Annotated in this window: 9 protein-coding genes; 4 read left to right on the top strand and 5 right to left on the bottom strand. The window is 51.5% G+C overall.

Going from position 1 to position 14,433, the window contains the following annotated elements; all coding sequences use genetic code 11:
• Positions 1 to 21 precede the first annotated feature (21 nt).
• Positions 22 to 738: a DKNYY domain-containing protein gene (locus AAHB90_RS12025; RefSeq protein WP_342085343.1), complete on the bottom strand. Its 717-nt coding sequence runs from the start codon at positions 736 to 738 to the stop codon at positions 22 to 24.
• A 290-nt stretch (positions 739 to 1,028) separates the two neighbouring features.
• Here AAHB90_RS12025 and AAHB90_RS12020 point away from each other — a divergent pair, with 290 nt between their 5' ends.
• The 3 genes from AAHB90_RS12020 (at position 1,029) to AAHB90_RS12010 (ending at position 5,847) form a co-directional block, all read left to right on the top strand.
• Complete coding sequence (locus tag AAHB90_RS12020; protein WP_342085342.1) at positions 1,029 to 4,616, top strand: two-component regulator propeller domain-containing protein; 3,588 nt, start codon at positions 1,029 to 1,031, stop codon at positions 4,614 to 4,616.
• Between the two features lie 3 nt (positions 4,617 to 4,619).
• Complete coding sequence (locus AAHB90_RS12015; RefSeq protein WP_342085341.1) at positions 4,620 to 5,384, top strand: LytR/AlgR family response regulator transcription factor; 765 nt, start codon at positions 4,620 to 4,622, stop codon at positions 5,382 to 5,384.
• Positions 5,385 to 5,460: 76 nt separating this feature from the next.
• Positions 5,461 to 5,847, top strand: a complete 387-nt coding sequence (locus AAHB90_RS12010; protein WP_342085340.1) for a hypothetical protein — start codon at positions 5,461 to 5,463, stop codon at positions 5,845 to 5,847.
• Positions 5,848 to 6,038: 191 nt separating this feature from the next.
• On the opposite strand, the gene AAHB90_RS12005 is transcribed toward AAHB90_RS12010, so the two are convergent.
• Positions 6,039 to 7,739 (bottom strand): glycoside hydrolase family 28 protein, encoded by a 1,701-nt coding sequence (locus AAHB90_RS12005; protein ID WP_342085339.1) that lies wholly within the window; start codon positions 7,737 to 7,739, stop codon positions 6,039 to 6,041.
• Between the two features lie 416 nt (positions 7,740 to 8,155).
• On the opposite strand from AAHB90_RS12005, the gene AAHB90_RS12000 reads away from it, so the two are divergent.
• Positions 8,156 to 9,469, top strand: a complete 1,314-nt coding sequence (locus tag AAHB90_RS12000) for a Gfo/Idh/MocA family protein (RefSeq protein ID WP_342085338.1) — start codon at positions 8,156 to 8,158, stop codon at positions 9,467 to 9,469.
• Between the two features lie 22 nt (positions 9,470 to 9,491).
• On the opposite strand, the gene AAHB90_RS11995 is transcribed toward AAHB90_RS12000, so the two are convergent.
• From AAHB90_RS11995 to AAHB90_RS11985, 3 genes are read right to left on the bottom strand one after another with little or no spacing between them, the layout of a single operon-like run.
• Positions 9,492 to 12,017 (bottom strand): sodium:solute symporter family transporter, encoded by a 2,526-nt coding sequence (locus tag AAHB90_RS11995; protein WP_342085337.1) that lies wholly within the window; start codon positions 12,015 to 12,017, stop codon positions 9,492 to 9,494.
• Between the two features lie 24 nt (positions 12,018 to 12,041).
• Positions 12,042 to 12,989 (bottom strand): dihydrodipicolinate synthase family protein, encoded by a 948-nt coding sequence (locus tag AAHB90_RS11990; protein WP_342085336.1) that lies wholly within the window; start codon positions 12,987 to 12,989, stop codon positions 12,042 to 12,044.
• A gap of 24 nt (positions 12,990 to 13,013) precedes the next feature.
• A complete protein-coding gene (locus AAHB90_RS11985) occupies positions 13,014 to 14,165 on the bottom strand; it encodes a sialidase family protein (RefSeq protein ID WP_342085335.1) in 1,152 nt (383 codons plus the stop codon).
• Between the last annotated feature and the right edge of the window lie 268 nt (positions 14,166 to 14,433).

Genomic DNA, 14,433 nt, shown 5'->3' with positions numbered 1-14,433 from the left:
GGCCGCATTACTTATTTTTAGTTAATTCAACATCACCTGCACGGCAGGCTGGAATTGCATCATTGCCCGGAAAACCGGCTGTCCGGAATTGGTACGAAAGCCGTCCCCATCGAATTTATAGACCTGGTAACGGTCGGTAAAAACACCGTTCCCGGCGTAACTGAAAGTATCTATGTCGGCAACGCGGTAACTCTTGCCGTTTACAAAAACCTTGCTTTGATCTTTGTAGAAGGAGGTTTTTTGCCATTTGCCAATATATCTGAAATGGCTGGCGTCCTCGGAAATCACCTGGTCGTCGAAATAGACGCGGTGACTGTCCTTGCTCAGACGCTCGTCAAGGCATTTGAAGTTCCGGGCATCGGAGGAGATCAATTGGTATGCTTTGAAAACATGCCGGTCGTCGCGGGCGAGGTCGGCTCCCAGAATTTGGAAATAGACCGGATTGGCGCCAGGGATGTTTTTACCACGAAAATAGACATGCTCAAAATCGCGGGCGTAGAGCGATGGTATCGGCTGAGTTACAGCTCCGACCGTCAGTACTTGGAAGGTTTTCGCGTGTGCATCGGGTATGGCTGATCTGTGGCCGCCGTTTTCAATGTAATAAACTACTTTGTTTTCAATCTCATACGTGTCAAATGACGGAGAAGGCGCGGAAGATTCGGCAGCAGGCCGGAGTAGGAAAGCGCTTGCAAAGACCAGGGTGACGCAAACGCTGGTGATGAGAAGCAGGATGAGCATGAGAGTATAGGATGAGGTTGAGTGTGATCAAGATTATTTTTCATGGGCAGGGATTCGAGCCGCAAAAGTGCATACCTGGACAAGCAACGTCTACTTAAAATGATGTAACGGCAGGTATTGACTATTTACCGGTAAATCAATGATTATACGGTGCCTTAAAAAACCGCATTTCAGCCATTCTGAGGGGGTTGCGGGTTTTTACCGATAAATAAATGAGGTAGTACAGTTGTATAGAATTGACGTATTTGGTCTTCAGATTGCGCATCGTCAATGAAATCCTGTAAGCAGTGATGTTTTTCTTTAAAAGGCTGGGCTTTGTATTATCCGTTGTAGTTCTCTGTTTATCCGGCGAACCACTTTCGGCGCAGACGCTTTTTCAGAACATCAGATGGCAGGACGGATTGAGTGCCAAGCAGGTGAGATGTCTGTACAAAGATTCTTCCGGTTTCCTCTGGATAGGTACCTCGGCAGGGCTTGACCGTTACGACGGGGCTGTCGTAGAGCGTTTTCACGATACTAATGGTGGGCAGAAACACTTTGTGAATGCTATTTTGCCCTTTCGGGGTGAAGATACGCTCATGATCGGGCTGCGCAAGGGAGTCCTGCTGTTCGATAAAAAGTCAGGAAGGTTCCTGCGCGATCCCAGGTTCGCAGAACTGGCGCAGAAATACATCGTGCGCATACGTGCTGACGACCAGGGGCGCATCTGGATAGGTACGTACGACGCACTATACATGTATGACGGCCAGAGATTGCGACCATTGACGGCCCTTTTTCCCGAAGCCAGGAGGTTCGACTTTTCGCGTTTTCAGCTCACTTTCATGACCTACGACACGCTCAGGCGCGGGTTGTGGGTAGGAGGGAGCAGACCTTTCTTTGTGGATTGCAAAGCCAACCGGCTCTATTTTAAAGGCAATAACCCGCTGAATAGCCCCCTGCTGGAATCGGAACATGTGAACGCCATTGCACTCGACCGGCGCGGTAATGTGTGGTATGGCTGTGATAAGGATCAAACGCTCAACTACTGGGATTATCGCACCGGCAAGCTCGACAAATATTACGAGCTGGACGGTAAGCTGATCGGGGAGGGGTGTAATTTTGTTTTTATAGACCGGCAGGACAGACTCTGGGTTTCTACCTGGTTGTTTGCCGCGTTCCTGAAAGAGCCCGGGCAGGTATTTCGTAAGGTGGAATATAGCCAGGATCAGGCGTATACGATTGGGTACGGGCATTTTCGGGATGCGATTTCCGACCCGCAGGGCAATGTCTGGCTGGGTACGATCAACGGCGTGAGCAAAACGCTGCCCAAAAATCCCATCGAGGCTATTTACAAATTACCCAGTTTTCATTTTTTCCTGGAAACCAATTTCGCCCATGCCAACTCGATCTCCGTAGAAGATAAAATAATCATCGCTTGCAAAGAGGACGGCGTCGTGTTTTATAATACGGTCGATCGCACCTATCGCAAATATCTCACCCCAAGCAAAAGACTGAGGAATAACCGCTTTGTGATGGTCGCCAAAGCAGGCGAGAACTGGTGGTTTGCAGGATTCGACGGCATCTATTCACTTTCTCCCGGGCAATCCGTTTTGCAGCGTTTCGATCAGATGAAGAAGGGGTTGTCGTCTTACCAGGCACCATTCGTTTTCCTGGATAAACAGGGTAATATCTGGTTCGAGATCGATGGTGATGCATTTTACCGCTATAATCCCACGACCAAAATCTGCACCCGCTTCGATGGTACCGATCCGAAATATGGGTTGTTTGAATACGCCGATGCGCAGGCGTTTGCTCTGCTGGCCAATGGAGACATCCTCTTTGCCATGCACGGAAAGGGATTATTGCGCTACGATTACAATACCGGGCGTTTCATTCCACTGGCAGCTCCCGCCCTCGCAGAAGAGCGTCTGTATGCAATGCGCCAGAGCAAAACGGGCGATATCTGGGCCGCGTCCACAGCCAACGGCCTGATGAAAATCAATGCCAACGGCCACATACTCCGGAGCATCAGTACCAAAAATGGCTTGCCGTATGATCAGGTTTCTTCGCTGGATATTGACGACAATGGCGTGGTTTGGGCAGCTACCCGCGAGGGGCTAGCCGCTTACGATCCCGTCAGCAACACCGTCAGCAAGGTGGAGCTCGATCTGGGTAAAACTTTACAAGACTACTGGAACTGGGTAACTGTCGCCGGAGGTAAAATTTATACGGTAATGCTCGATCACGTAGTGGTGATCAACCCGCAGCATTTTGCCTCTGTTCCCGTTCAGAAGCCGCCGGCCATCACTTCCATCAAGGTTTTCGGGCAGGAGCGGATCAGGGAGTTGAAAGGCGATTTGCTGGAACTAAAACCCGACGAATCCTTCGTCGCATTTCAATATGCTTCGCTGAGCCACCGGGATATTCCTTCACTTCAATACAGTTACCAGCTCGTCGGGCTGGACGCCGACTGGGTGATGGCGGGCCGGAATATCAGGGCGTCCTATACCAACCTGCTTCCCGCCGAGTATGTTTTCAAGGTGAGAAGCACTGACGAGAACGGCCGGTGGATGAAAACCGCCCAAACACTTCGGATCCGGGTGTTGCCGCATTGGTGGCAGACATGGTGGTTTATCGTCGCTTGCGCACTGGCCGTCATGGCTATCTTGTATTGGTTTTATACGCTTTATACGAAAAGACTCCGGAAGAAGGACCTCGACGACACGATCGAGTATTTTGCCAACAGCGTATACGGCGACAACTCTGTTAATGAAATATGTTGGGATATCGCCCGTAACTGTATTTCCAAGCTGCATTTTGAAGATTGTGTCGTTTATCTTCTCGACAAAGAAAGCGGTAAGCTAATTCAGAAGGCCGCCTATGGGCCGAAAAGTCCGAAGGAGTATGAAATCCTCAACCCCATCGAAATTCCGGTGGGAGAGGGCATTGTGGGAACCGCTGCGGCGACCGGAACACCCCAGATCATCAGCGACACTTCGAAAGATCCCCGTTATATTGTCGACGATCAGGCACGGTCATCCGAACTGGCGGTACCTATCCTGCATGAAGGGCAGGTGATCGGGGTTATCGACTCGGAGCATCCCCGTAAGAATTTTTATACCCACGACCACATCCGCGTGATCTCGACGATCGCGGCGATCAGCGCCAATAAGATTACCGAAGCCATGGCCCGCGCGCAGGCGGAAAGGCAGGAGATTATGTTGCTGCGGATCAATAAAATGCTTGCCGAGAGCCAGCTGATGGCCCTGCGTGCGCAGATGAACCCGCATTTTATTTTCAACTGTCTCAACAGCATTCAGGAATGCATAGTCACCCGGAAATACACCGAGGCGAGCAAGTACCTCAATAAATTCGCCAAGCTGTTCAGGCTGGTGTTGAACAACTCGGGCAGAAACCTGGTGACGATCGCCGAAGAGCGGGATGTCCTCGAACTCTATCTCGAACTTGAACTGATGCGTTTCGGACAGGGATTTACCTATTCCATCGAATTGGATCCCGAGCTGGAAGACGATTACGTGCGGTTGCCGTCGATGCTCCTTCAACCTTTTGTGGAGAACGGTTTGTGGCACGGATTGATGCACAAGCAAGGAGAAAGGCATATGAGTATCAGGTTTTTACTTATCGGGCCGGAGTTGTTCGCCTGTGAAATCGAAGACAATGGTATTGGCCGGAAAAAGTCTGCGGAAATCAGGCAAAATTCCTCCCGGACGCGGGAACACGAATCGCGGGGAATACGTATTTGTGAAGACCGGATCGACGTCCTCGCACGCCAGGGTAACCATGCCTCCCTGGAAGTGATAGACCGGTACGATGCCGCCGGGAACGCGACCGGAACGCTTGTCAGAATAGAATTATCTACCTATTTATATCAGACTTAGACAATGATCAAAGCACTAATTGTTGACGACGAGCCTAAATCAAGAAACGTGCTGGCGCATTACATTGAAACTTATGTTGAAGAGATCCGTGAAGTAAAGCAAGCAGAATCAGTGGATATTGCGCTTGAAACCCTGAAAACGTTCCGTCCGAACATCGTTTTTCTCGATGTGGAAATGCCCGGTAAGAATGGTTTCGATTTCCTGAGGGCCTTGAAAGAGCCTGCCTTTGAGGTGATATTTACCACCGCCTACAATCAATATGCGGTGCAGGCGATCCGGTTCAGTGCGCTGGATTATCTGCTCAAACCCGTCGATCCGGACGAGTTGCGTGCGGCGGTGGACCGTTTTCTGAAAAAGCAGACCGTGCATCAGAACCCCGTACTCTTCGACAACCTTGTACGCAACATCGCCCACAAACGGGCGAGCGAATTCCGGCTGGCGGTGCCCTTTCAGGATGGCGTTTCCTTTTTTACGCTGGACCAGATCATCCGTTTACAGGGAGAGGGAAATTATACCAACATCTTTATCAAAAGCCGCAAACCTGTTCTGGCCAGCAAAACGCTGAAATATTATGAGGAAATGCTGACAGAATTCGGGTTTATCAGGACGCACAAATCACATTTGGTTAACCCGAAATTTATTGCAAAACTCATGGCTGACCACGATCTGGTAGAACTGCTTGATGGTAGCCGCGTAGAAATATCAAGAAGGAAAAAAGAAGAAGTGCTTTTACAATTGCCACTCGGAAACCAGCCACTTGATAAGTGATAATGTCCGTTAAATCACTATTGTCGCACTTTGGAACATTGCGTCTTTTCTTTGAAGCCATCGAATTCTATTGGCTATGGAGATATTGGCGATACGTGCAGGGCAATTGTTGCTCATTTTATTACTGGCATTTCTGATCATTGGGGGACTTTGGTTTGCGCTGAGGTTTCGTCGCGCGATGTTGTTACTCGGCGGCACCACTATCCGGGACGGGCAGGTTGCCGACGCAGTAGTACTGCTTTCGGAGGAGCATCCAGGCTCTTATCTCCAGGGAGAAACCTACTACACGTTCCAGGTGCATGTGAAGCCGGCGAGGGGCCGCAATTTTGTAACGGAGGTCCACGTGTTGCGTGAACAACTCACCCGCATACCCCAGGCCGGCGACCGTATTTCGGTCAAATACAACTACTCGGGTCGCAAACCTATGGTATCGTTGAACCTGGACAGTATTCAATCAGCCTAGCATTTTCCGGTTATCGGGTAATCCTAAACCAATCATAACGGCATATACGGAATCGTTCGTCTGGATATCACGGGTGCAAAAAATTCCTGTTTTGGCACCGATCCATCTTCCTGGTTAGGTCTGGAAAAATTCACCGGTCCTTCTGTGCAAATGCAGCCGCCGCCAGCAGTGCGCCGGCGACCCAGTAATACTTATTTACTTTCATGAATAACCAGGCTTTTCTCCTGCGCCCCCTTTGAAAATTCCTTTATTTTTTGCGCCTTCGAGGCGTCGGTATGCGTGATGCTGATGTTCTGGCTGCGTTCGCCGTTGACCGAGATCAGCGTTTCGCTATGGTCGTTGTATTGGAGGTTATCGAAAGTGATATTAGTGGCATTATCAGTGAAAATAACTGGTTTGGAATGTTTGGTGATCAGTTTTACATTCTTGAAACTAATCTTGTCCGCATCGGTGAGTTCGACACCTGTTTCAGCTGAAAGTACGATATTTTCCATCACAATATTCCTGACCGGCATTTCCGGCAAGCCGCGCACAAAAACACCTTTGGTAGCGCCATTGCATACAATATTTTCGAAATGCATGTCTTTGAAAACCGGGGTACCCTCGTTTACGACCGGACGCATATCCCGCTCGCCGTCGGTAGCGAATTTGACGAAATAATAGAGATCGAAGAAGATTGCTTCCTGACGAATGTCCTTCATATTAATATTCCTTGCGTAAATTTTCTCCACCACACCGCCACGTCCGCGCACCGATTTGAAACGCAGGCCCTTATCGGTTCCCATAAACGTGCATTGCTCCACGAAAATATTCCGGGCGCCGCCGCTCATTTCGCTTCCCACAACAAACCCGCCATGCCCCTGGTACACGATATTGTTACGGATCACGCCGTTCTCGGTTGGTATTCCGCGTTTGCGGCCTTCCTCGTCCTTGCCGGATTTAATGCAAATCGCATCGTCGCCCACATCGAGCACGCAACCTTCGATGAGGAAGTTTTTGCAGGATTCGATGTCCATGCCGTCGCCATTATGTGCGTACTCGGGGTTTTTCACGCGCACATTGCGGATGGTGAGGTCCTGGACCATCAGCGGGTGAAGGCACCAGGCGGCAGAGTTCTGGAATGTGACGCCTTCCAGCAAAACCTTTTTACAGTTATTAAAAACCACCAGATTAGGCCTGAGAAAATCTTTCATTTCTGCGAAATCCGCCGGCTTTTTGCCGCCCGTCAGCAGCATACTTTTGTTCTCGACGCTGGCCTTTTTAAATTGCTCGCTCGGGTACCAAACTTTTCCATCGTCTTTCAGCACTCCGCCTGAGGCTATCTTTTCCTTCCATTGCGGCTCGGTAAGCTGGTTTTTATTGACAGCCCGCCATACATCGCCGTTTCCGTCGACAATGCCTTTTCCGGTAATAGCCACGTTTTCAAGATCTTTCCCTGAAATCGGAGACTCATTCCGGGCCGCGGCTTTGCCTTCGTAAAACCCTTCTGTAATGGCATACTGCGACTTGTCCGTCGTAAAAAGCAACAGGGAGCCCTCGCTCAAATGCAGGTTTACGTTGCTTTTCATCACCACCGGCCCCGTGATCCAAAGCCCGGCAGGTACCAGCACTACGCCGCCGCCTTTTTTGCTGCAACTTTCAATGGCCTGGTTAATGGCCCCGGTGTTGAGCGTGTGGCCGTCCGCTACGGCGCCGAATGCGGAAATACGAACTGTGTCCTGACGGAAAACCGGCTGCTGGATCTTCGGCAGGTTCGACCAGCTGTATGCTTCCTGTGCCGATGCGTCCGGTGTGGACGCACCCAGGCATGTCAATGCGATGGTAAACGCTGCAATTTGTATTGTGTAGGTCATAGCAAAAGCGTCTTCCTGCTTTTCGGGCAGGGAAGACATTTAAAATGAATTATTGATAACCGGCATTCTGTTTGAACTCGTTTTTGTTCACCACCGCATCCAGCTGCGTTTGGGGGATTGGGCGGACGGCATGGTGTTCCTGGATATTACCATTTTTTGAAATTGTATTTTTCCTATAAAGGGCCGATGCCCTGGTTATAGCCCGGACTTAATTTGAACCCGTTTTTAATCGTGACCAATGCAAGCGGCCGATTTTTTTACGCAGACGTTGCCGGGAACGTTGTCATCCGGGATTTTTATAGGGAAAGCCATACTTTTTCCCGGCAATACCAAATTGTACCGCCACATTTGTCAAACTGCCATTTGAAATATTACAAGAATAGTTTGTCCAAAATCGGCGGTAAAAGTCCACGAAAACCTGCTTTGGTTTGCGTTAATCATCACTTTGATAGGTCATGACTATTTCCAGAAGAAAATTCATCCATACCGCGACGGCCGCTGCCGGCGGCGCAGCCTTTTCTCCCATCATCACCGACTTTGCGCATGCAAGCCGACTGGTCCGTTCGGCGGCCGACAAGATCCGCGTCGCGGCGATCGGCATTAACAGCATGGGGTGGGCGGACGTCAACGCGGTGATTAAAAACCCGGGCGTGGAATGTGTGGCGCTTTGCGACGCGGACCGCAATGTGCTGGACAAGCGGGCGGCCGAATTCGCCTCGAAAGGAATTCAGGTGAAAACCGTCGGCGATTACCGGAGGATTCTGGACGACAAAGAGATAGACGCGGTCGTGATCGGAACGCCCGACCACTGGCATTGCCTGATGATGGCCGAGGCATGTGAAGCGGGCAAGGACGTTTACGTAGAAAAGCCCATCGGAAACTCCATTGCAGAATGCAGGGCCATGGTAGCGGCCCAGGGGCGGTACCAGCGCGTGGTGCAGGTGGGGCAATGGCAACGCAGCCAGAAGCATTTCCGTGATGCGGTGGATTTTGTGTATTCCGGGAAACTCGGGAGAATCGGGCTGGTGAAAGTCTGGGGGTATTTTAATTATGGTAACCCTATTTTAAAACAGCCCGACAGCACAGCCCCGGCCGGTGTAAATTATGATATGTGGCTCGGCCCGGCCAGCAAGCGGCCATTCAATCCAAACCGTTTCCATGGCTCGTTCCGTTGGTATTGGGATTATGCGGGTGGTATTATGACCGATTGGGGCGTGCATTTACTCGACTATGCGCTGCTGGGTATGAAAACGGCCGGTACCGCGCCCATACGTGTGAGCGCCAGCGGGGCAATGCTGCGTAACCCCGGCGCGGAAACACCCGATACGCTCACAGCACTCTTTGAATACGACGGTTTTAACATACAATGGGAACATGTGATCGGCTATGGTGCGGGTATCTACAACCGCCAGCACGGCATCGCGTTCCTCGGTGAGAATGGTACGTTGATCGTCGACAGGCAGGGATGGGAAGTGGTACCGTACGAAAAACGTATGCAGGTCGTCCCATTGCAGCCTTCGGTAGACAATGGTCTCGATGAACATGCTAAAAACTTTGTGGAAGTGATCCGTTCGCGGCGTATGGACGACCTGCATGCACCCATAAGCGTAGGTGCGGGGGCGGCAATCCTTTCCCAAATGGGCAATATCGCATATCGCACGGGCAGCTCACTAAAATGGGATGCACAGAAAGGCGAATTCGATAATCCGGCCGCCAACAGGTTGATGGTTAACGAATATCACAACGGTTATAAAATGCCACGAGCCTGATTTTCAATGGTGTGCGTTTTTTTTAGGCCGATGGCGTTACCGGTGCTGCTTTACTTATCAGCCAGCCAAATATCACGCACCCGAAAATCCCGACACCGGGATAGAGGAAGAAATGTACCCAGCCATTAGCCTGAACGAAATACAGTAGCACGGCACTCAGGAAGAAGCCGGCGAGAATGCCGGTACTGTTAATGGAAGGAACGAATATTCCGGCCACGAACATCCCGGCCAGGCATCCGCCGAATATCCCGATCAGTTTCAGGTATTGATCCCAGATGCTGTTGTTTTCCATAAAAACAAGCCCGATGGCAATGCCGATTCCGGCTGCGCCTAATACGAGCGTCGTGTAACGTGCAAAGCGGAAACGTTGCAGATCGGTGGATTTTGGCACGAAATGCTGGAAAAAATCCGTAGTGACTACGGTTGCAATGGAATTCATGGAGGAACTGATAGTCGACATGGTAGCAGCGAACAGCCCGGCAATTACCAATCCGCGCAGCCCAGCGGGAAGTTGTGTGGAGATAAACCAGGGGAAAATATCGTCGGTGCGTGCCATCGGGTTCAGCAGGTGAGGTGCTTGTTTGAAATACACCCATAATGCGGTCCCGACAAGGAAGAATATCAGTGTAGCCGGAATAACGAGAAAGGCATTGGTCCAGATCGAACGCCGTGCCTCCGCTTCCGTTGAAGTCGTAAGATACCGTTGCACCACCACCTGATCGGATGTATAAGTGACGATTTGCGTTAGAAAATTTCCCACTAAAACTACCCAGAGTACTGGTTCGGTAATGGCCCAGCCGCTGTTCACCATGTGGAATTTACCCGCGTCGCCCGCCTGTGTCAGCAGTGAATTAAACCCGCCAGAGGCATTTGCAATGAAAAACAAGCTGAGAAATGCCCCGCCAAGCAATACGCCAACTTGCATGACTTCCGTCCAGACCACCGCTTCGATCCCGCCGGAAATGGTATAGGCGGTGGTAATGAGACTGGTAAGGATAATGCAGAGCATGAGGTTCATGCCCGTCACGGTACTTAGCACCAAAGCGGGCAGGTAAATGACGATCCCTAATCTCCCTACCTGGAAAATGACAAATGTAAGACTACCGACCAGCTTGACCGTTTGGTTGAACCGGAACGCGAGGTATTCATATACACTCGTGATTTTCAGCTTGCGGAAATAGGGCAGGAAAAACCAGATCACAATCGGAGCGACGACGACGATCATCGCATTGGCAAAGATATAGACCCAATCGGTAGCGTAGGTTTTCGCGGGAATGGCGATGAAGGTGAGCGCGCTGAGCTTGCTTCCGAAAATGCTCAGCCCGGCCGCCCACCAGGGAATGTTCTGGCCGCCGAGGAAAAAATCGTCGGTACTGGCGCTCATTTTGCGGGAAACGTAAATGCTGATGCCGAGCACAAGCAAAAAGTACACCGACACCACTCCCCAATCGATGCCATTGAATGTACCTGTGCTCACCACCGGACTACCTGCGACCACCCGCGGCGTGCGGATACCGGGCCGGACCTCGCCCGAAGGAATTACCACCAGCCCATTCCAGTTCACAAGTGGTGTAGTAACCGCGGCGAGCGCCGCTTTACCTTCTGAAAATGTGCCAAGAGCCGCCCAGCTATCGGTAATGCTGTGGTAAGCCATGATTTCGTTGCGGAAACCGGGATGGTTTTCTTTAAGCTCCATCACCTGCTGCGCATTTGCCCCATCATCCCCACCGACGACGAGCAGGTGCGATTGTCCTGCCGTATAGGCCGGGGAAGGTGCGGCAGCTACCGGATGCGGCAGATCAGTAATGCGTTTCCAGGTTTTTGACACCGGATTATACGCGAGACACTCTTTTAGATAAGTGCGCCGGACGCCACCCGTAGCATTATCGTGTAACGCAACGCCGCTGAACAGGAAAAAACGGCCATCCTGCGCACCGGCAACAGCCAGCATCCTGCCATTTCCGGGGACCGGTGGCAGTTCGTTCCATTGTTTTCGTTGTAAATCAAATTCCCAAAAACGGTTCAATGCATTGGTGTCGGACGGCGTAGAAGTGCCACCTGCTACATAAATTTTGTCGCCCAGCAGCGCGCCCGAAGCATAGGCAAGAGGAATGGGCAGGTCGGGCAGGGGCGTGGTAGCAATGCGGCCATTTTGCCATTTGATATAAAATGCCTGACTATAATGTCGGGTCCCATCGGCGCCCCCCAGGCAGAATATACCTTCAGGGGTAGTGAGTGAAACGCCGTAACCCATCGCATGGGGCAATTTGCCTGCTTTTTTCCAACTTCCGGATATATTTTCCAGCACAAAAATGTCGTCATACCAGGTCTTGGGCGAAGTACCCCACGGCCCTGTGTTACCCGGGAAGTTGGCGCCGCCCGCGACGACCAGCGCATCGTTGCTGACGCCGGCATAAGCGCCTGCAAACCCGACGGCATCGGGAAGGGGCAGAATGCTTTTCCATTGCAGCGGCGAGGGGCCGGCCTGTTGGGCATCGGAAGTCATGGTATGCAGGAAAATGGTCAGAAAGAAAAGAAAGCGGGTCATTAGGTCTGGGATTGTCAGGTGTGGTCAGGAGTTGTCATGCGTTGTTGCAGCCTCTCCGGTAGGTAAGCGGTCAAAAAAGCCGATGTCGGTCAGCTGGCGGTACAGTGCTCCGTACTGTTCGTCGGCCAGGGCCACGAGCGGCAGTCGGCAAGGCCCCATATCGAAACCGAGCATTTTCATGACGGCCTTCTGGGCGGGGATCGGCGGATATTGCACGACGATCCGCACCATTTCGACGCAGAACAGCATTTGTTTCCGGGCCTTTTCCATCTCACCCGCTTCGAAATACTGCCTTACCTTTAAATAGAATGGAGCCGCGAAGTTAAAAGTACTGCCAATGCATCCTTTGGCTCCCATAGACAAAGCAGGCAAATGATTTTCATCAAAACCATACAGGACATCGTATTTGCCGCCTGCGTAGTTCAGGCATTCCTGATATTCCCAGAGCGTCGCCGCTGTATATTTCACACCCGCGAAATTCGGGATCTGCTTTTCGGCAATGCGCATGAAATCCAGAACATCCACCGAAAAACCGGTAAGGGAGGGGATATGGTAGTAATAGAACGGCAACTCAGGAGCGCCGGCCGCGATGTCGGTCATGCAGTCGGCGAGGTTCTGCACGGAAGTAGGTTTGAAATAGAAAGCGGCGACGGACGAGATGGCGTCGGCACCCGCTTCCTGCGCATGATGCGCCAGCTTGCGAGCCTCCGCGATGCTAGCGTGCCCCACGTGTACGATCATGCGCAGGCGGCCGTTGCCGGCATTGATCACGGTTTCCGAAACCCGCATGCGCTCGTCGAGTGTCAGGTTCGGGCCTTCGCCATTACTGCCGCAAATGAAAATACCGGAAATGCCGACACTGACCAGATGTTCGACCAATGCGGGCAGCAGCTCGTAATGTACGGAGCCGTCGGGGAGCAACGGCGTGAAAAGTGCGGCAATGAGGCCGTCGGTGTGTTGGATCGTATGCATAGGAATTGATAAACTTAAAATCAGCTATTTATGGTCTCCGAACAACCACTTCGGGGTGATGGTTTGTAGCACGATCTGCTCATAGGGCCCGGTTTTGCCCGCCTCATAAAGGCAGAGGATATTGCCGTCGGGTAGGGCGGCCATGCTCGAATAGGCCGACGGACCCGGAAAAATGGTTTTGATAACGGGCCACGTTTTACCCTCATCGAAACTGGCTCTTAATGTTAGGTTGTGGCGCCTGGTGGTACTTGCGGGATTGAGGAAAAGCAGGGTGCCGGTTACTTTGGCATTCGGACGCCGATACCGGATGATGGACGCCTGGCAGACAGGTTCCACGAGCTCATCAATGTCTTGCGGCGCCGTCCAGCTTTCACCGCCATCGTAGCTAAGCGACTGCGCCCGCCGACCGTGACCGAAATAGGAGCGCATATTCATCAGTAATGTGCTGTTGCCGTCGGCAATTTCAACCACCTGGCATTCATTCATTTTAGGTGTGATTGTCCCGCCCAGCTGCCATGTCTTGCCGTGGTCGTCGCTGTAAATGGCGTGGGCGCCGTATTCGAACGGACCGTTACGGACTTTTCCGTTCGGGTCGTCGTAGCTGAAATCGCAGGGTATCACCAGGCGTCCCTGGCGGGGCCCGTTTTTGATTTGGATGCCCACACCCGGGCCGGTTGCGTACCAGCCCCACTCGGGTTTCTTCGTAGTTTGGGTTATTTCAACCGGTGTTGCCCAGGTGGCACCGTTGTCGGAGCTGCGGGAAAGCCATACGGTCCGGGTAAAGCTTGATTTTTTGGTGATAATATCTTTTTCGGGCACATCGCCCCTGTTGTGGGTGAGTAGCAGGAGGATTTCGCCGGTTTGTTCATCGAGTACCGGGCAGGGATTGCCGCAGGTATTCTTCCCGTCATCCCAAACTACCAGCTGCGGGCTCCACGTTTTGCCATTATCCGTCGAACGTTTCATGAGGAGGTCAATATCTCCCGCATCGCCCGCGCCTTCTTTCCGGCCCTCGCAAAAGGCGATCAATGCACCGTTTTTGGCTTTGATCAATGAGGGGATGCGGTAACTCTTGTAGCCCTCCTCACCCGCTCTGAACAACGCACGGGTTTCTGGAACATCTTGCGAAAACGCCCGGCTCAGGACGATCAGGATGAGGAATGTCTCTTTTATCATATCGAAATATTAAAAACTCTTGAAACACGTGGGGACCAGAATTTGGCAATGCAGGGCTGGCTGGTTATGAGATTTAAGGGCCTGCTACTGGCTATGTTTATTAGTAGTTATGTACTACATATTAGTAAATGTAAGAGCAATAATACTCAACATCCAAATATTTATTCAGAAAATAATGCAACAGTTTTGGTTGCGGTGCGTACAATCAGGGTTGAAAATCACGCAGCGATGTAATATTGGTAGCAAGTTGATCGAACCGGAATAATGC

Origin of the sequence: Dyadobacter sp. OTU695 (assembly GCF_038440355.1) — a bacterium.
Taxonomy (GTDB): domain Bacteria; phylum Bacteroidota; class Bacteroidia; order Cytophagales; family Spirosomataceae; genus Dyadobacter.
The sequence above is the reverse complement of the archived record's forward strand: the minus strand, read 5'-3'. Positions and strand labels throughout refer to the sequence as shown.